The 18,537-nt window shown below is 34.2% G+C and carries 16 protein-coding genes and 1 pseudogene; 7 read left to right on the top strand and 10 right to left on the bottom strand.

Going from position 1 to position 18,537, the window contains the following annotated elements; genetic code table 11:
* Nucleotides 1-75 precede the first annotated feature (75 nt).
* Entirely contained in the window at nucleotides 76-2,433 is a 2,358-nt protein-coding gene (gene pbpC / locus DKK70_RS05950; RefSeq protein ID WP_110433160.1) for a penicillin-binding protein 1C, read from the top strand.
* A gap of 166 nt (nucleotides 2,434-2,599) precedes the next feature.
* Nucleotides 2,600-2,806 (top strand): annotated as a pseudogene (locus DKK70_RS17470) (bifunctional aspartate transaminase/aspartate 4-decarboxylase); the annotation flags it as partial.
* A gap of 12 nt (nucleotides 2,807-2,818) precedes the next feature.
* Here DKK70_RS17470 and DKK70_RS05945 read toward each other — a convergent pair.
* From DKK70_RS05945 to yejK, 6 genes are all read right to left on the bottom strand, one after another.
* On the bottom strand, nucleotides 2,819-3,721 hold the full coding sequence (locus DKK70_RS05945; RefSeq protein ID WP_110433159.1) for a hypothetical protein: 903 nt from the start codon (nucleotides 3,719-3,721) through the stop codon (nucleotides 2,819-2,821).
* Nucleotides 3,722-4,080: 359 nt separating this feature from the next.
* Complete coding sequence (locus tag DKK70_RS05940) at nucleotides 4,081-5,055, bottom strand: hypothetical protein (protein WP_110433158.1); 975 nt, start codon at nucleotides 5,053-5,055, stop codon at nucleotides 4,081-4,083.
* Nucleotides 5,056-5,326: 271 nt separating this feature from the next.
* Nucleotides 5,327-6,265, bottom strand: a complete 939-nt coding sequence (locus DKK70_RS05935; protein ID WP_110433157.1) for a hypothetical protein — start codon at nucleotides 6,263-6,265, stop codon at nucleotides 5,327-5,329.
* A gap of 103 nt (nucleotides 6,266-6,368) precedes the next feature.
* Nucleotides 6,369-7,265 carry a hypothetical protein gene (locus DKK70_RS05930; RefSeq protein ID WP_110433156.1) on the bottom strand — a complete coding sequence of 299 codons (897 nt, stop codon included), beginning with the start codon at nucleotides 7,263-7,265 and terminating at the stop codon, nucleotides 6,369-6,371.
* A 4-nt stretch (nucleotides 7,266-7,269) separates the two neighbouring features.
* Entirely contained in the window at nucleotides 7,270-8,112 is an 843-nt protein-coding gene (gene nfo / locus DKK70_RS05925) for a deoxyribonuclease IV (protein WP_110433155.1), read from the bottom strand.
* Between the two features lie 9 nt (nucleotides 8,113-8,121).
* The gene (gene yejK / locus DKK70_RS05920; protein WP_110433154.1) at nucleotides 8,122-9,126 is read right to left on the bottom strand and encodes a nucleoid-associated protein YejK; all 1,005 of its coding nucleotides are present in this window, start codon (nucleotides 9,124-9,126) and stop codon (nucleotides 8,122-8,124) included.
* A gap of 181 nt (nucleotides 9,127-9,307) precedes the next feature.
* Between yejK and DKK70_RS05915 the strand changes: the two genes are divergently transcribed.
* The gene (locus DKK70_RS05915; protein WP_110433153.1) at nucleotides 9,308-10,693 is read left to right on the top strand and encodes an MATE family efflux transporter; all 1,386 of its coding nucleotides are present in this window, start codon (nucleotides 9,308-9,310) and stop codon (nucleotides 10,691-10,693) included.
* A gap of 118 nt (nucleotides 10,694-10,811) precedes the next feature.
* On the opposite strand, the gene DKK70_RS05910 is transcribed toward DKK70_RS05915, so the two are convergent.
* Nucleotides 10,812-11,834 carry an SEL1-like repeat protein gene (locus DKK70_RS05910; RefSeq protein WP_181415926.1) on the bottom strand — a complete coding sequence of 341 codons (1,023 nt, stop codon included), beginning with the start codon at nucleotides 11,832-11,834 and terminating at the stop codon, nucleotides 10,812-10,814.
* 512 nt (nucleotides 11,835-12,346) lie between these two features.
* Between DKK70_RS05910 and DKK70_RS05905 the strand changes: the two genes are divergently transcribed.
* Complete coding sequence (locus DKK70_RS05905; protein WP_309146310.1) at nucleotides 12,347-12,613, top strand: MATE family efflux transporter; 267 nt, start codon at nucleotides 12,347-12,349, stop codon at nucleotides 12,611-12,613.
* Nucleotides 12,614-12,878: 265 nt separating this feature from the next.
* On the opposite strand, the gene DKK70_RS05900 is transcribed toward DKK70_RS05905, so the two are convergent.
* From DKK70_RS05900 to DKK70_RS05890, 3 genes are all read right to left on the bottom strand, one after another.
* A complete protein-coding gene (locus DKK70_RS05900) occupies nucleotides 12,879-13,793 on the bottom strand; it encodes a hypothetical protein (protein WP_110433150.1) in 915 nt (304 codons plus the stop codon).
* A 181-nt stretch (nucleotides 13,794-13,974) separates the two neighbouring features.
* The gene (locus DKK70_RS05895; protein WP_110433149.1) at nucleotides 13,975-14,862 is read right to left on the bottom strand and encodes a DMT family transporter; all 888 of its coding nucleotides are present in this window, start codon (nucleotides 14,860-14,862) and stop codon (nucleotides 13,975-13,977) included.
* Between the two features lie 4 nt (nucleotides 14,863-14,866).
* Entirely contained in the window at nucleotides 14,867-15,733 is an 867-nt protein-coding gene (locus tag DKK70_RS05890) for a YicC/YloC family endoribonuclease (protein ID WP_110433148.1), read from the bottom strand.
* A 158-nt stretch (nucleotides 15,734-15,891) separates the two neighbouring features.
* Here DKK70_RS05890 and rph point away from each other — a divergent pair, with 158 nt between their 5' ends.
* The 3 genes from rph to DKK70_RS05875 all read left to right on the top strand — a co-directional run bounded on the left by rph (nucleotide 15,892) and on the right by DKK70_RS05875 (nucleotide 18,510).
* The gene (rph, locus tag DKK70_RS05885) at nucleotides 15,892-16,608 is read left to right on the top strand and encodes a ribonuclease PH (protein ID WP_110433147.1); all 717 of its coding nucleotides are present in this window, start codon (nucleotides 15,892-15,894) and stop codon (nucleotides 16,606-16,608) included.
* A 13-nt stretch (nucleotides 16,609-16,621) separates the two neighbouring features.
* On the top strand, nucleotides 16,622-17,269 hold the full coding sequence (gene pyrE / locus DKK70_RS05880; protein ID WP_110433146.1) for an orotate phosphoribosyltransferase: 648 nt from the start codon (nucleotides 16,622-16,624) through the stop codon (nucleotides 17,267-17,269).
* A 137-nt stretch (nucleotides 17,270-17,406) separates the two neighbouring features.
* Complete coding sequence (locus DKK70_RS05875; RefSeq protein WP_110433145.1) at nucleotides 17,407-18,510, top strand: SIMPL domain-containing protein; 1,104 nt, start codon at nucleotides 17,407-17,409, stop codon at nucleotides 18,508-18,510.
* The last annotated feature ends 27 nt before the right edge of the window (nucleotides 18,511-18,537 follow it).

Below are 18,537 nucleotides of genomic sequence, written 5' to 3'. Positions count from 1 at the left end.
GCTATTTTGTATTTATTGCATGATTATTAACATTAGTTTTTTAATTTTATATCATCATTGGTGTAACTTAATAAAATGGTAAAAAAATTTAGGTATATTGGGAATATTATTGTTATCTTTATTATTCTTTCTTTAATCGTCATCGCCTTTCGTTTAACCCCTAACCCACCGTTAAACCAATCGCTAAATTTTTCCACTATTTTGTATGATGAAAACGACAAACTATTGCGCATAACTTTAGCAAACGACCAACGATATCGAACATGGACACCTCTGGAAAAAATTTCTCCACACATCATTAATGGCCTTCTATTACATGAAGATCAGTGGTTTTATTATCATTTTGGATTTAATCCGTTTAGTTTGATAAGGGCATTTGGGGCAACTTATATCGGGGGCGGTAATCGACAAGGCGCATCGACCATTACTATGCAACTGGCACGTATGCATTGGAAAATTAATACTAAAACAATAGCTGGTAAATTATTGCAAATATTTAGAGCTATTGAATTAGAGTTAAAATACTCTAAACATGACATTTTAGAAGCCTATCTTAATTATGCCCCTTTCGGTCGCAATATAGAAAGTATCGGAGCGGCATCGTTAATTTATTTTGATAAAACGCCTGATAAGGTTAACTTACCTGAAGCGTTAACATTGACGGTTCTTCCTCAATCACCTACTTATCGTATAGACAAGAAAAAAGGCATTGCAGGTAAAGCATTAGTTAATGCTAGACAACGATTATTTGAACGTTGGCAAGAACACTATGCAACCGAAGATAATATAGCTGCGCTATTTGACTTACCACTAATGATGCGTCAACCTGAGCAATTACCGTTTATCGCCCCCCATTTCACCAACCAAATACTTCAGCAACAAATTCAAAAAACTAATGCTGAACAACAAGTTATTAAAACTACATTAAAAATAGAACTACAAACAATTATTGAACAGCAAGTCAGCGCCTTTATTGAACGCAATAAAATAAAAGGGATTTATAACACATCTGTATTGTTAGTTGATAACAACACAATGGAGGTGAAAGCATTAGTTGGATCTGCCGATTATTTTAATCGTAGCATTCAAGGGCAAGTTAACGGAACTGCTGCTAAACGTTCACCCGGCTCAACACTAAAGCCTTTTATCTATGCTTTGGGTATGGATCAAAGTATTATTCATCCTAGAACAGTATTAAAAGATGTCGCAACAGATTTTGGATTTTATACCCCTGAGAATTTTGATCACCATTTTAAAGGTCCTATCTCTGTTACAGATGCGCTAATTCACAGTCGTAACATTCCTGCGGTATATGTTGCTGGTAAATTAAAAAAACCTTCATTTTATCAATTTTTAAAACAAGCCCATATTCGCGATATGAACACAGAAGATCATTATGGTTTAGCTTTAGTTCTTGGCGGAGGTGAAGTGACAGCCCAAGAATTAGCAACACTATATGCCATGTTAGCTAATCAAGGTATATGGCAACCGTTAAGAATGACAAGAAATACCGATAATCAACCACATTTAACTCAGCGTCTGTTGAGTCCTGAAGCGAGTTTCATGACATTAGATATGTTATTAAAAAACACGCGCAATGAAGATATTTTAGCTAAAAAACAGCAATCTCTAACACCTATCTATTGGAAAACAGGCACATCTTGGGGATTTCGCGATGCTTGGACAGCTGGAGGATTTAATAATTATACTCTTATTGTTTGGATGGGTAATTTTGATGGACATAGCAATAGTGCTTTTATTGGTGCTAATGCCGCAGCTCCCCTATTTTTCAATATTATTGATTCAATAACAGCTTATTATCCAAATCATAAAGGTTATCAAAACGCAATTCCACCTAACTTAACACAAGTGGATATTTGTTTACCTAGTGGGAATTTAGTTACGCAGTGGTGTAAGATAAAGGGTAAAACATGGTTTATACCAGGTGTATCACCGATTAATATTGATACAGTTTATCGCCCTGTTGTGATTGATAATAAAACCAATAAAGTTGCTTGTCCTCCTTTCAATCCGAAAGATACACATGTAGAAGTTTATGAATATTGGTCTTCAGACTTAGTTAAAGTATTTGCTAAAGCAGGAATTCCCAAAAAAACACCTCCTAATAGTGCGCATTGCGAAACAACGCAAAATTATATAGGTTCTCCTCCACGGATTACTTCACCATTAAAAAACGTTGTTTACAAAGTAAGGTTAAGTAATAAAGAGAATGAGAAAATTACGTTAGATGCCATTGCTGATGGTGAGGTTAAGAAATTATATTGGTTTGTCGATAAAAATTTTCTTGGGAGTAGTTCAGTTGAAAACACACTGAATTGGGTTCCTAACAAAAGTGGTATTTACAAAATATCTGTAATCGATGATCTAGGGCGAAGCGACAGCAGAAAATTAAAAGTGGATTTAATTGATTAAAACAAGACTAATACTCTTTCTAACGCTATAACTACGTGATGTAGAACGTTAAAAAATATAATTTACCAACTTGATATTAGTCGAAATCATTAAACACATTAAAATATATTATGTCCTTTAATTATTGCTTTTGTTTAAATTATCCCAACAAGAATCCAAGATCATCATAAAACTAATCGATTATGTTCAATATGCTAATTTAAGTCCATTTGAGTTAAAAGATAACTTAATTAAACAGGCGCAGTGCCATACTGACCGAATTATGTTGAACTCAGGCCGTGGTACTTCTAATTTCATCGCCACTTAGCCTAGACAGCATTTCTTTCAACTCGGATTTTTTGCTATTGCAGCGCCTGAAATATCCTATTGTTATTCAAATGGTTGTTTAAAAACTACACCTATGAGGAGGACTATAGCAGATTAGATTTATGTCATGACCAGAAAAAGATGAATCAATAAAGTCTATTACTGGGCACTCTTTCCCCCCCTTTGAGAAAACCCCAAACACGACTAATGGTTTATTTTTGAATAACTTTCCCGTCCATTGCTTTTTGTATTCATGATCTTTATCTTTGCCATTTAAAGGTAGACGGCCGTATAACAAACTTGAAGCATGGTCATCATTACGTAAGATTTTATTCTTCTCATTCTTAATTAATAAACTCCCACAAACAGGGTAATTGCTGTGAAAAGGAGGTTGCTTTAAATAGTAATGTAATCCATGTGCTTGGGCTAAATAATCATACTTTTTATCGCTAATTTTTTGCCAGTTTAATAAAGTTAGCTGCTGTTGAGCAAAAGGACTTTCCTTGCCAATATGAACAAACGTTGTATCATTAGGATCGTAATTTTGAGGTAGTTGGCTCAACGTTAATTCAAATCCAAAGTGATAATATGTTTCATCAATAGGAAAACAATCATCCTTTAATGCAAATATATCTAATTTACTAATGGGAAAACTATACAATTTATTATATTCATAATTATATACGAATAAGTTATCGGTTTCAGATATACCACTGGCAGTCAAAAAATTTTGTCGATATTTTTGAGGTAATTGATATTTATAGTTATTATAACCATCGTCTATATCAGAAAATATTGGTTGAATAGATTGTTTTTTATAGCCTTCTTCGTCATAAATAACAATATGACTGCCCCAGAGTACCGATACAAAATAGAATTTTGGCTCGCTATCATCAACAAGATTAAGTTTAAATATCGCTAATCGCTCTTGTGTATTGCCAATTGCATAAAAGCTACAACTTAATAAGAGCAATATACACATCGGTATTATTCTCTTTATTTGCATTTTATTCACTTCCCTATGTATTAATTCATCAATATCTGGCTATTAAGGCGAATCAAAACCAAATATCACTAAAGTTTGAATCATTTACTATAAGTAAAATAATGTAAATGAACGTGTAGTGGTGCATTAAGTTATCCATCGCTATAATGTTGGTGGCGGTAACTTATACTCTAAACCAAATTCATTACGCTTTTTTGCTTGTTGATAACGCTTTACTATCTGTTGTTTAAAATCTCAAGTATGGACTCGTCTTTATCGTCGTTTTATTTTCTTCGTTTTTACCATTTTTAAGAATAATTTATCTTACTCCTTAAAAAAGTTGTTCTTAATTAATATTATTTACATCTATAATATACAAAACGAGAATCGCAGCGTAGTCTTATATCATAACTAGGAAAAGATGAATCAATAAAGTCTATCACTGGGCACTTTTCCGCCCCCTCAAAGAAAAAGCCAAAAACGACTGACGGTTTGTTTTTAAACAATTTTCCCGTCCATTGCTTTTTGTATTCATGGTCTTTATCTTTGCCATTTAAAGGTAGACTGCCGTATAACGAACTGAAAACATAGTTATCATCACGTAAGATTTTATTCTTCTCATTCTTAATCACTAATCTGCCACATTTAGGATAATCATCGCGGTGAGAAGGATATTGCTTTAAATAGTAATGTAATCCATTAGTTTGAGCTAAATAATTATAACCTTTATCGCTAAAATAGTAATGATCAAATCCATGAGCTTGTGCTAAATAATTATCCTCTTCATCCTCTTTATCGCTAATTTTTTGCCAGTTTAATAAAGTTAGTTGCTCTTGAGCAAAAGGACTTTCCTTGCCAATATAAACAAACGTTGTATCATTAGGATCGTAATCTTGAGGTAGTTGATTCAACGCTAATGCAAATCCAAATTGATAATTTGTTTCATCAGTAGGTAAACAATCGCTCTTTATTGCAAATACCTCTAATTTACTAATGGGAAAACTATACAATTTATTATATTCATAATTATATACGAATAAGTTATCCGTTTCGGATATGCCACTTGCAGTCAAAAAACTTTGTCGATATTTTTGAGGTAATTGATATTTATTTTTTTTATAATCATCCTCTATATCAGGAAATATTGGTTGAATAGATTGTTTTTTATTGCCATCTTTATCATAAATAACAATATGGCTACCTTGGAGTAAATTAACAAAATAGAATTTTGGCTCGCTATTATCAACAAGATTAAGTTCAAATATCTCTAATTGCTCTCGTGTATTGCCAATTGCATAAAAGCTACAACTTAATAAGAGCAATATACACATCGGTATTATTCTCTTTATTTGCATTTTATTCACTTCCCTATGTATTAATTCATCAATATCTGGCTATTATGGCGAATCAAAACCAAATATGACTAAAGTTTGAATCATTTAATGTAGACAATGTAAATGAAGGTGTAATGGTGCATTAAGTTATCCATCGCTATAATATTGGTGGCGTTAACTTATACTCTAAACCAAATTCATTACGCGTTTTTACTTGTTGATAACGCCTTACCATCTGTTGTTCAAAATCTTCAGTATAGGCTCGTCTTTATCGTCGTTTTATTTTGTTCGTTTTTGCCATTTTTAAGAATAATTTACAACTATAATATACAAAACGAGAATCGCAGCGTAGTCTTATATCATAACTAGGAAAAGATGAATCAATAAAGTCTATCACTGGACAACCCATTCTTGAGAAAAACCCAAACACGACTAATGGTTTATTTTTAAATAATTTTCCCGTCCATTGCTTTTTGTATTCATGATCTTTATCTTTGCCATTTAAAGGTAGAGAGCTGTATGCCTGAGTTAAAACTTCATCAAGTAAGATTTTATTCTTATCATTCTTAACCACTAAACCCTCACATTTAGGGTAATAATCTGGGTCCCAAGAAGATTTCCCTGATGTCCATAAATAGTAATGTAATCCATGAGCTTGTGCTAAATAATTATGCTCTTTATCGCTAATTTTTTGCCAGTTTAATAAAGTTAGTTGCTCTTGAGCAAAAGGACTTTCCTTGCCAATATAAACAAACGTTGTATCATTAGGATCGTAATCTTGAGGTAGTTGATTCAACTCTAATCCAAATCCAAATTGATAATTTTTTTCATCAGTAGGTAAACAGTCGCTCTTTATTGCAAATACCTCTAATTTACTAATGGGAAAACTATACAATTTATTATATTCATAATTATATACGAATAAGTTATCCGTTTCGGATATGCCACTTGCAGTCAAAAAACTTTGTCGATATTTTTGAGGTAATTGATATTTATTTTTTTTATAATCATCCTCTAAATCAGGAAATATTGGTTGAATAGATTGTTTTTTATTGCCATCTTTGTCATAAATAACAATATGACTACCTTGGAGTAACTTAACAAAATAGAATTTTGGCTCGCTATCATCAACAAGATTAAGTTTAAATATCGCTAATTGCTCTTGTGTATTGCCAATTGCATAAACGCTATAACTTAATATGAACATTAAACAAACTGGTACTATTTTTAATATTATCATTCTTATTCACTGCATGTTGTTTGTGTTCAATAAGTTAACTCATCATATCAATCTTTTTTTAATGATTAATTTAATGGCGATTATCACATTTTATCGTGATGCTTTTATAAGATGGTTCAATAAAGTCTATTGTTGGACAGCCAAAAACCACATCTACAAAGCCAATTACGACTAACGGTTTATTTTTAAAGAGTTTTCCTGACCATTGTATCTTATATTCATGATTTTTATCTTTGCCATTTAAAGGGGGTAGATGTACATCCCCATTTTGATAATCATGGTCAAATAAAATGTTGTTCGTCTTATTTTTTACTACCAATCTACCACAAACAGGATAATCAAATGGTGCAAAACATTCTGTTAAGTAATAATTTAATCCATAAGCTTGAGCTAAATAGTCATAAGTTTTATCATTACTTTCTTGCCAATTTAATAAAGTAAGTTGTCGTTGAGCAAAGGGATTGGTTTTGCCAATATAAACAAACGCAGTTTTATAAGGATCGAAATCTAGTGGAAATTGGTTAGCTGTTATTGCAAAGCCAAAATTATATTCAGTCTCATCTATTCCACCAGAATAATCATCTTTTATTGCAAATGCCGCTAATTGGTTAATCGGAAAACTATACAATTGATTATGAACATAATCATATACGAATAAGGTGTCTGTTTCTGATATTTTACTTGCAGCCAAAAACCGCTGTCGATATTTTTTAGTTAATGGATATTGCTCTTTTTGGTAATTATCAGTTGGGTCTGGTTCAAAAATATTAGTTTTTCTTTTACCATTTTCGTCATAAGAATTAAAAGTAATGTTTTCCGATACGGATGTAAAATAAAATTTCTTCCCCATATGTTCTAGAGGAAAAAGATTAAATATATCTAATGTTTCTTGTGTATTACCAATTGCATAAAAGCTACAACTTAATAAGAAAAATAAACATATCGCTACTATTTTTTTGATTCGCATTTGATTATTTTTCCAGTTGTTTTAACCATGCTATCTCTTGCGCCCAAATATCTGGGTTAATAGTTTCAAGAATAAGTGGAATTTCATCAATTCGTGAGTCTTGCATAATAAATTTAAATGCAGCTTCACCAATGGTGCCTTTGCCTAAACTGTCATGGCGGTCAACATGACTGGCAAGTTCGCTTTTAGCATCGTTTAAATGCATACCTCGTAAATATTTAAAACCGACAATTTTTTCAAATTCATCAAAGGTCTCTTTGCAGGCTTTTTCGCTGCGTAAGTCATAACCTGCAGCAAAGGCATGACAGGTATCAATACAGACACCAACACGGCTTTTATCCTCTACTTTGTCGATGATTTGTGCCAGATGTTCAAATTTATAACCTAGGTTAGATCCTTGTCCTGCTGTGTTTTCTATCACAGCGACGACACTTTTGGTTTTATCTAGTGTGATATTTATCGATTCGGCAATACGCGCTAAACAATCATCAACCGATATTTTTTGTAGATGACTACCAGGATGAAAGTTTAGCAAGGTTAAGCCTAATTGTTCACAACGTTGCATTTCGTCCAGAAACGCGGTGCGTGATTTTTCAAGTTGTTCACTATCAGGGCTACCTAAGTTAATAAGATAACTATCATGCGGTAGGATTTGTTTACTAGTAAATCCATAGCGTTCACAACGTTTTTTGAAACTATCAATCACTGCTGTTTCAAGCGGTTTTGCATGCCATTGTCGTTGATTTTTGGTGAATAAAGCAAAAGCGGTTGCACCAATTTGATAAGCATTAATAGGAGCATTATCGACACCGCCAGCAGCACTCACATGTGCGCCAATATATTTCATAGTCTTTTCCTAGTTTGAGCCACTGTTTCGTTGAAGTTGATCACGCAAATTAGGTGGTACACCTTTAATCACTAGTGAGTCAGTTTGCGGATCCCATTTGATACGTTCACCTAATAGATCGGAATCAAAGCTTAAGGTTAATCCCCCACCGCTACCCGAGAATTTTTTGAGTTGACGTAGTGAACTACGGTCGACAGGGAAAGTGTCTTCTAGATCATATTCACTATTTTTGACAAATTCCATAAAATTATTTTCGGCAGTAGTTGGCAGTTCGTTGGCAAGATTTTTCAGTTCAATTTCTTCGCCTGCTTGCAACTGAGCTTGGCAATAATTATAAACATTTTCACGAGCAGTAGTTTTATCCTGCTTGTCAAATTGCATCTCTTGGCAATAGTCATCCACCGCTTTCACTAAGGTTTTGTTTTGTGCTTTGGCATCTAGCCCTTCACTCGCCCCTAAGTAATCCATAAAGAAATCGGATACTTTTCGTCCTACTCGACCTTTTAAGAAGGTCAAATAGCGTTTTGAGTCTGGAGCCGTTTGCCACTCAGTGATATCTATACGTGCAATGATATCCGCATGATCAATATCCAAATATTGGGTTTCTGATATGTTGAGTTGTTCATTGACTAACATACTTAAACAACTATTTAACACGGCAATAATAAGATATTCAACAGCCAAATATCGGTAATGGCAAAAGATAACTGTACCACCTTCAGCAAATGGATATTTGGCTAATTCATTACGCAGCTGTTTGGTTGATTCTTGACTAAAATTAAGAAAATCTTGATTACCTACCCGTAACTCTTTTAATGATTGTTCAAAAAGGCTCTCACTATTAAATAATCCGTAAGCTTTGCTTTTGTTGTTGTAAATGCGATTAATATCTTCAATTAAGTTGGCTACCGACTGTTCATTGCTGAGTAGTGAGTCACGAAGTTGTAATTCGATATCCGTATCGCTTTTTCTTATTAATTTATGTAAAACAACGTTTTCTATTTGTACGCTCATGAAGATTCCTAATTAGCTTGACGATTTAATAGCGTCTATTTTATCAAAGCACTAAAAAAGTGCTATCATCAATTCTTATCTCTGTTAAACTAGACAGGATTATTCTAGTCAAGTTTATACTTTTACGTATAGTGATTCTAAAAATTCTTAACAACTTTTAACCTTTATCAATGTGAATAAAATGACAAACTCACGCGATATTTATGATGATTTTAGACATAAAAAAATTAGTCTAATATTTTGGCAATATGCACTCCCTTCAATTATTGGGACGACGGTAAATACACTTTATAATATTATTGATGGAATTTTTATTGGTCATTGGATTGGTCGTGAAGCGTTAAGTGGCGCGGGTATAATTTTGCCAGTGATGAATCTTGCTGCCGGTATTGGTATGCTGGTGGGTATTGGTTCGGCAAGTCGTATTTCAATATTTTTAGGTCGTGGCGAGGTTGACAAGGCAGAAAAGGTTGCAGGGACCTCATTTATGTTAACCGCGGTACTTAGCGGTATTACTTTAGCGTTGTTACTTTATTTTATCGATCCGGTTTTACACTTTATCGGCTCAAGCCCTACCAATCATGTTTATGCCCGTGAGTTTTTAGAGGTGTTTTTACCGGGCAGTATATTTATCACCTTAACATTCAATTACAATAATATGATGCGCGCCAGTGGCTATCCGTTTAAAGCCATGGTGAACATGTTTATTAGTGTGATTGCTAATATTATTCTTGCACCTATATTTATTATTGCTTTAGGTTGGGGAATGCGCGGAGCTGCTTTTGCAACTACCCTCTCAATGTTTATTAGCTTTCTGTTTGTGATGCAGCACTTTATCAGCAAAAACAGTAATATTAAATTATACCGTCGCAACTTTAAGCTCGATTTTACTTACATTAAGTCTATTTTGTCGATTGGTATGTCACCATTTGCTATGCAAGTGGCGGCATCGGTTGTGGTGGTCTTTATTAACTGGCAGTTAACACGTTATGCCCCAATATCGCATGTTTCAAGTGATGATGCGATCGCCGGTTATTCTAACGCTAACCGATTAATTACGCTGATTATCATGATTGTTATCGGCGTTAACCAAGGTATGCAACCTATTATTGGTTATAATTACGGCTCTAAAAATTATGCCCGCGTGAAGGAAACCTTTATCTACGCAGTTAAAATTGCAACCATAATTACCAGTGTTGGCTTTATATTAGGTTGCTTTATGCCTGATGTATTGGTTAGAGCATTTAGTTCTGATGTGGATTTAGTGGCAATATCCGCGATTGCACTACGTTATACTACGTTTTCATTTGCGTTTGTCGGTTTCCAAATGGTAACAACCAGCTTTTTCCAATGTATTGGTATGGCGAGAGTCTCTATTTTGTTAAGCCTTTCAAGACAACTTTTAATTCTGTTACCAACGCTCTACATTTTACCACTATTCTTCGATTTAAATGGCGTTTGGGCATCATCACCAACCGCTGATTTCCTATCAACCGGTATCGCTTACGCTACGTTATATTGGTATTTTAAATCGATTAAGCGAAGGCATTATCCAAAACATGCCTAACATTCTTTAATAAAAAAGGGACATCATGACTAATGCTTGTCAATTAAATTTATGATAAGCATTAGGACTAAATGCCCCTTTAAAATTAAATTGTTAAATCGCTTACTTAATTCACATTTTACTCATTCATGAACTTTAGACAAATTTCATGTTGGATACCCGCTTCACAACCTTTTTTAAACAATTCTATGGCTTTTTTAGAATCTTTTTTTAGACCACCATCGCCATTTCGATAAAGCACGCCCAAATTAAACAGAGCTTCTGGTTGACCTTGTGCAGCAGCTTTTTCATACCAGTATCGAGCTTTGAAATGATCCTCTTTAGTGCCTTCGCCAGTGAAATACATATCTCCTACATAATATTGCACATCTGCATTACCCTGTTCGGCCACTTTTTCATACCAATATAGCGCTTTAGTCAGATCTTTTTCAATACCTTCGCCATCTTCATACATTTTAGCCAAATTAAACTGAGCCTTTGGTTGACCTTGTTCCGCGGCTTTTTCAAACCAATATACTGCCTTAGTGAGATCTAATTCAACACCTTCACCAACTAAATACATGCATCCCAAATAATATTGGGCTACTGCTTGACCTTGATCGGCGGCCTTTTCATACCAATATAGCGCTTTAACAAGATCTTTGCTTACCCCTTCAGCAAAGAAATAAATGTTTCCTAAACGAACTTGTGCGTCAGCAAAACCTTGTTCAGCTAACTTTTCAAACAATTCTTTCGCTTTTGCTAGGTTTTTAGTAACTCCTTTTCCTTCTTTATATATATCGGCTAAATTATATAGGGCAACTTGATCATTCTTTGCTGCTGCTTTTTCAAACCACTCTTTAGCTTTAGCATAGTCTTGTGGAACACCTATACCCAGAGTATACATATTGCCTAAATTAAATTCAGCCCCTGTATCACCTTGTGCAGCGGCTTTTTCAAACCATTCTTTCGCTTTCAGGGGATCTTGTTGAACCCCTTTACCTTGCACCAGTCTATAACCTAACTCATTTTGTGCATTCGGATCATTTTCTTCAGTTGCTAGTTTCAGTACTTCATCATAGGATAAATTATTTAATAATTGTGCATTAGCAAATCCAACTAAACATAGAATTAATAATCCAAAAGTAAGTATTTTCTTCATATTCATTGTTCCTTTTCATCCATTAAAATTTAGCTATATTTATAATAAAAGAGGCACTACCTTACTAGCATTATCTATTTTATTTACTAGTAGAAACAAATTTTATAGTTTAGCGTTTTTTTAACCGTTCAAAATAGGTTTGCGGATAACTAGTTTCGTTAAACTATTTTATTATCTTGAGATATTCAAGATAATATTAGCTATATTAAAAAATTAATAGGTAACAATATTAAAATAGAGTAAAACGAAAATCTGTCTAACCTGTCACAAAACAGAGATATTGTCTTCATTGGTAGAAAAATATAATCAGCTATATTTCATTCCAACCGAATAATGATAAATTTTCAGAGACAATTAATACTGTCAAAATTGCTACCACTACCGACCTTAATAGTGTCAAAACAATGGCTATATATAGGCAGAAATTGATAATTTATACCATAAGTTAACTAATCGACAACCATCAGAATCATTGCGATATAATTGCATATTAAGCTAATGCTAACCAACTAATTACGCTGATTATTATTGCTATCGGCATTAACCAAGGTATGCAATCTATTATTGGTTATAATTATGGCTCTAATAATTATGTCAGCATGAAGAAAGCCTTTATCTACCTAGTTAAAATTGCTAGCGTAATTAGCAGTGTTGGCTTTATATTAGGTTGTTTTATGCCTGATGTATTGATTAGAGCATTTAGTTATGATGTGGATTTAGTGGCAATATCCGCCATTGTATTAGGTTATACGAAGTCTTCATTTGTCTTTGTAGGCTAGCAAATGGCAACAACTAGTCTCTTCCAATTTTTTGCTATAGCGAGATTCTCTATTTTGCTAAACCTAACAAGACAACTCTTAAGGTTATTACCATCGATTTATATTCTACCACGATTCTTCAACTTGAATGACTTGAGAGATCATTAACTGCTGTTGATTTTGGAGTAACCAACATTGTTTAGGCAATGTTATATTGATAGCTTAAAGCAAACATAAATCGACATTCGCCAAACAATAAAAACGGGGCATTACGCCCCCTATAAAGTCATTTGGATTGATAATATGCTGCTATTTGCTGTACAAATAATGCATCGGTTTTATTATCAATATAAGCATTTTCAACCAATATACCCTTTCTAAAAAGCTTAAACTCCTGCCCTTTTTTTCCTTTTTCCAATAAGTTCTTATATATGCTAAGTATACTTTTTTGCTGACATTTCGGACATTTGCTATAATGATGAACTAAAATATCTAGGCTATCAGCTGATTGATCGACTTGGCTAGCAAACCCTTTTTTAGCCGAAAAGAAAGTCAGTTGTGACAACACATCTGCATAACTGCCAGTTATATTATTAGTGATATTAGATTCTAAATTTTGAATGCTTGATGAAAAAAAACGATATTTTTGATACCAAACCTGACAATCTTCACAATAATAATCATCAATTTTCAGTACAACAATTAAGGGACAGAAGAAGAGGAGAAATTCGATAAAATACAATATTGCCAAAACGAAACAAGAAATATTACTTGTCGTTGAGCCTTTGGTGATGGCTATTTCACGGTTTGGAAGAATAACATTAAACATAATGTCAAACACTGAGAACGGTGACAAAAACAGTTCAACATAATCTAGTGGATCGCCAGATAAAAGGCTAATTTCAAAAGCACATACACTTGAATAATAAGCAAATAAACAGAAAAAAAATCCCATGACGAATTTGACAACGGTATTTCTTACTTTGGCTAATTTTGCAAACTGAGTAGTAATAATACCTAGTGCCAATCCCAGACCAACAACTATAACGATATTAAGTAAAATTATGGGTGAATAATAAGAGATAACTGAATAGATAATGCCCAAAATTATCGCAGCAATAATACCCACTAAGAAAAAACCTAAGGTTAAAACTAAATTAAATTTTTGTGATGATTGATAATGACTAACGGTAAAGCTCATGTTTTATTCCTTATTACTCCTTTAAAAACAGATGAAACATAAAAACTTAATTTTTAGTTAACGTAAAATGATCGTTGTCAATTCCTTTAGTTTTCCTATAAAAGTAGGAAATATCTTATTAATTTGACGTGTGCATTTTAGACTGACTTACGGAAAAGTAAACGATGATGAATAAATTGAATTAAAACGATTTTTTATTTAGATTTGATGTGATAACCATTATTAGACAGAGAAAAATCAGTAATATGCCAAGCCAACTGATTAAGGATAAATCTTCCCCAACAATCAATATCGCGAGGATTGTCGCCACAACCGGTTCTAATAGCGTGATGGTAATAGCCATACTGGCCGATATTTTTGATAATCCATAGCCATAACATAAATAACCCAAAAACATTGGAATCAATGCCATATAAAATCCAACTGCTATATTATTCCATGTTGTCAAAAAAGCCGAGCCGGTAATGACCATCACTGGGATTAATAATAATCCACCTCCACCAAAAGTCGCCCCCATTGCTGCTTTACTATTCATCCCTTTTAACATTAATTGCCGTGCTGACCATGAGTAAAGCGCATAAGTAAGGCCAGCAACTAACCCTAATAAAATCCCCCAACTGAGATGACTGTATTGCGTTGCCTCATTTCCCGAAAAAGCCAGCATACTCATACCGATAATCCCCAATAAGGCGCCAATCGCCCACTGTTTGCTGAACTGGAAATCACGACTTAAATATTCAATAATTGCTGACAAGATTGGTGCTGAGCCTATCGAAACAACGGTACCTATACTAACGCCTGATAAGCGCATAGATGAATAAAAAGCTAAGGGATAAATAGCAACCGCTAATGCACCAACAATCAAATAACGATAATGCAATCTGAGTAACGATTGCGCTTGGATGATGCTAGGTATTGCCAATCCGCACTGCAATATTCCACCAATACCCATAGCAAATGCGCCAATAAATAAAGGCGATAAAGAGGGAGCAAACGTGGCAGCTGTGCCCGTTGTGCCCCATAATAGCGAGGCTAAGATAACCGCTAAAATACCGAAGTACTTGCTCATTAAATTATTCGATATTTTGTACTTGCTCGCGGATTTGTTCAATCAAGACCTTAAGTTCGATGGCGCTTGCAGTAACATCCGCATTGATTGATTTTGAAGCAATGGTATTTGATTCACGATTAAACTCTTGCATCATAAAATCAAGTCGACGCCCTACTGCTTCGTTTTTCTTTAGGATTGAATAGGTTTCTTTGACATGAGTCATTAAACGATCTAACTCTTCAGCTACATCGATTTTTTGTGCAACCATCACTATTTCTTGTTCAAGACGTGAGCTATCAAGTTCAATATTAGCTTCTGCTATTTTGCTTTTTAAGCGTTCTTTTTGCCACTCTAAAATTTGCGGCATCCAATTTCGAATTTTATCAACTTCAACCGTGATGGCTGCTAAACGTTGAGTGATTAATTCACTTAAAGCTTGACCTTCACGTTCGCGAACTGCGATAAATTCATCGATTGCCGTTTCAAGTAAAACTAAAATTTCTTGTGATATCGCATCCAAATCCTGTTCTTTACTTGACATCACACCCGGCCAACGCAAAACATCAAGTGGATTGATTGCCCCTGTTTGGTATTCGTGTTTAATCCAATCACCGGCGGTTAATATCTGTTTAGCGAGCTCTATATTTAATGATAACTCTTGGTGCTGCGCGGCTGGATCAAGTTCAAAGCGTAAATTACATTCAACTTTACCGCGAGTTAATCGAGCACGAAGACGTTCACGAACAATCGGTTCGAGTGAACGAAACTGTTCGGGTAAACGAATATAGGTTTCTAAGTAGCGTTGATTCACCGAACGCAACTCCCAAGACGCACTACCCCATGTTCGGTTTACCTCTTTTCTTGCATACGCAGTCATACTCGAAATCATAATAGCTTCCTAAATTTATAAAAACTTAGTATGCATTGTAACACAAATTCTGTATAATGTGCCCTTAGCTTAGGCTAAACATCAGCGTTTTCCTGTTGATGTCCTCCTAAAAAAATTAGCTCGAAAATAATTGTTAAATAAAACTGCTGGAGAATTGCATGCGCCCGTCTGGTCGATCCGCGGAACAAGTCCGCCCAATCAAAATTACCCGTCATTACACTAAGCATGCAGAAGGTTCTGTATTAGTCGAGTTTGGTGAAACCAAAGTACTTTGTAATGCAACAATTGATGAATCTGTACCCCGTTTTTTAAAAGGTCAAAATCAAGGTTGGGTAACTGCTGAATATGGCATGTTACCTCGTGCAACCAATTCAAGAACACAACGCGAAGCAGCAAAAGGCAAACAAACCGGCCGTACGATGGAAATTCAACGCCTGATTGCCCGTTCACTCCGCGCTATGATTGATCTTAAATTATTAGGTGAATATACCATAACGCTAGATTGTGATGTTATCCAAGCTGATGGTGGCACAAGAACCGCATCGATTACCGGTGCTTGTGTTGCACTGGTTGATGCGGTAAACACCTTATTAGCTAATGGTAAAATTAAGCAAAACCCAATTAAATCTTTAGTGGCTGCGGTATCGGTAGGTATTGTTAATGGTGAAGCAGTGTGCGACTTAGAATACATTGAAGATTCTAATGCTGAAACTGATATGAATGTAGTAATGACTGACGATGGTCGTATCATCGAAGTGCAAGGTACCGCCGAAGGTGAACCTTTTAGCCATGAAGAATTATTAACCCTATTAGAACTAGCCCAAAATGGTATTACTACCATTACTGAAGCACAAAAACAAGCTTTAACAGCTTAATTGGAGAGGATAGATGAAATCATATAAAAGTGAATTTATTGAATTTGCTTTAGATAGGCAAGCCCTAAAATTTGGTGAGTTTACCCTAAAATCAGGTCGAAAAAGTCCTTACTTTTTTAATGCAGGATTATTTAATACCGGTAAGGATTTAGCGTTATTAGGTCGTTTTTATGCCGCTGCCTTGATGGATGCCAATTTAAAATATGATGTCATCTTTGGTCCTGCCTACAAAGGTATTCCAATTGTTTCATCAACCGTTGTTGCCCTATCTGAACACCACAATGTTGATGTTCCTTATTGCTTTAACCGCAAAGAAGCCAAAGATCACGGTGAAGGTGGTAACTTAGTCGGTAGTTCAATTTATCAGCAACGCGTTATGTTGGTTGATGATGTAATTACTGCCGGTACTGCCATTCGCGAATCAATGCGAATTTTGGAAGATAATCAATCTAAACTTGCAGGCGTTTTAATTTGTCTAGATCGCCAAGAAAAAGGCCGCGGTGATTTATCGGCTATTCAAGAAATCAAACAAACTTATCATTGCGATGTGATTTCAATTATTACTTTAGATGATCTAATCCATTATCTTTATCAAGAGCCATCACGCAAAGATCAAGTCTCCCAAGTGGAAGCTTATCGTGCTGAATATGGAATTAAATAATCAAGCGTCGTAAGACGCTTTTTTTATATTTGAATGTTTTTACATTTTTTTGCTTAAATTAATTACCATATATCACATCTTTCTAAATTAAATCTACTTTGCTAGCCCATTTAACAACACTGAATTAAGGAAATAAAATGAAAAGAAAAATTATATTAATTCTTTTACTCAATATAAGCGCCATATTTTCATCTGAGGCAAAATATAACGAGTTAAACGTCAGTAATTCTTATTTAGAACTACAACAATTAAAATATGGCAAGAATCTCATACCAGTAGGAGAAATTACCTCAAGTATTATCGATAGCATTAAACTAAAACCTGATACCGTCGAATTTTCTATCACGTTAGAAACAGAGGGGGCAACTCCAACTGAAGCTTCAGATCTTAACGTTAACACAATGAAGAAATTAAAAAGCTACCTAAGCACACTGAATATCACTGACGATAATCTAGTCACTATAGACTACAAAAATAGTGTCAAAACTATTGAAAAAGAAGACGATCAAGAAAATACCAATTATCAGGCTACTCTTAATGTCGTATTAAATATTGATAATAATGACAGTTTTATCAATCTAAATAAAACCCTTGATAAATATAATATAAATAATATTTCTCCGTTTGAAACGGATAAGTTAACTAACTATTATCTATTTCAAATTGTTTCCGTAGGTAATAGTGAAAGCAAAACAAAAGAAGATCTGTACCAAAAATATACTAGCATTACAAATGAATTAAAAAAAATTGGATTAACTAACTTTTCAATTAAAAGTTCATCTGTCTCCCCAATTGATAAAGATACAATTAATGAGCAACGCTATTTTGTTAATAACACTTTAAAGATAAAAATAAATAAACTCGATCTTATCGGTAAAATTATTGCCAAAGCACAAGAGTTAAAAATGCAAGTCAATAATGATATCTCTTACAGCGTATCACCAGAAGCAATTCAAACCGCAGTAAAAGAGCATGAAACTCTTTTATTAAACCAATTAACCTCTAAAGTTGAGCGCTTAGTAACTCAAAAATATGTCGTTGGTGCACCTATTTCACTTGAACTTCAATCAAGATATCCTGAAACAATTTATCAAAGAAATAACTTTAGCAGTAATTCAACGATGTTCAAAATGGTTTCAATGAACTATAGTGATGTTGATATTTATACCCCACCTGAATATGAAATCACCCTAACCTTATCAGGTTCATTCGAAACCCTTAAAAAGGTCGAGCATAACTGATTAGATGCAAGTCTATATAAGGTAATT

Source organism: Gilliamella apicola (assembly GCF_003202655.1).
In the GTDB taxonomy this organism is placed as follows: Bacteria; Pseudomonadota; Gammaproteobacteria; order Enterobacterales; family Orbaceae; genus Gilliamella; species Gilliamella apicola_R.
This window is presented reverse-complemented; position numbering and strand designations above follow the sequence as displayed.

Bases quoted from the DNA above. Each gene is read 5' to 3' on its own strand.
- pbpC (WP_110433160.1), top strand. From the start codon at position 76: ATGGTAAAAAAATTTAGGTATATTGGGAATATTATTGTTATCTTTATT.
- DKK70_RS05940 (WP_110433158.1), bottom strand. From the start codon at position 5,055: ATGTGTATATTGCTCTTATTAAGTTGTAGCTTTTATGCAATTGGCAAT.
- DKK70_RS05890 (WP_110433148.1), bottom strand. From the start codon at position 15,733: ATGATTTCGAGTATGACTGCGTATGCAAGAAAAGAGGTAAACCGAACA.
- DKK70_RS05875 (WP_110433145.1), top strand. From the start codon at position 17,407: ATGAAAAGAAAAATTATATTAATTCTTTTACTCAATATAAGCGCCATA.
- pyrE (WP_110433146.1), top strand. From the start codon at position 16,622: ATGAAATCATATAAAAGTGAATTTATTGAATTTGCTTTAGATAGGCAA.
- DKK70_RS05895 (WP_110433149.1), bottom strand. From the start codon at position 14,862: ATGAGCAAGTACTTCGGTATTTTAGCGGTTATCTTAGCCTCGCTATTA.
- DKK70_RS05945 (WP_110433159.1), bottom strand. From the start codon at position 3,721: ATGTGTATATTGCTCTTATTAAGTTGTAGCTTTTATGCAATTGGCAAT.
- DKK70_RS05910 (WP_181415926.1), bottom strand. From the start codon at position 11,834: ATGAAGAAAATACTTACTTTTGGATTATTAATTCTATGTTTAGTTGGA.
- yejK (WP_110433154.1), bottom strand. From the start codon at position 9,126: ATGAGCGTACAAATAGAAAACGTTGTTTTACATAAATTAATAAGAAAA.
- DKK70_RS05930 (WP_110433156.1), bottom strand. From the start codon at position 7,265: ATGCGAATCAAAAAAATAGTAGCGATATGTTTATTTTTCTTATTAAGT.
- nfo (WP_110433155.1), bottom strand. From the start codon at position 8,112: ATGAAATATATTGGCGCACATGTGAGTGCTGCTGGCGGTGTCGATAAT.
- DKK70_RS05900 (WP_110433150.1), bottom strand. From the start codon at position 13,793: ATGAGCTTTACCGTTAGTCATTATCAATCATCACAAAAATTTAATTTA.
- rph (WP_110433147.1), top strand. From the start codon at position 15,892: ATGCGCCCGTCTGGTCGATCCGCGGAACAAGTCCGCCCAATCAAAATT.
- DKK70_RS05935 (WP_110433157.1), bottom strand. From the start codon at position 6,265: ATGTTCATATTAAGTTATAGCGTTTATGCAATTGGCAATACACAAGAG.
- DKK70_RS05915 (WP_110433153.1), top strand. From the start codon at position 9,308: ATGACAAACTCACGCGATATTTATGATGATTTTAGACATAAAAAAATT.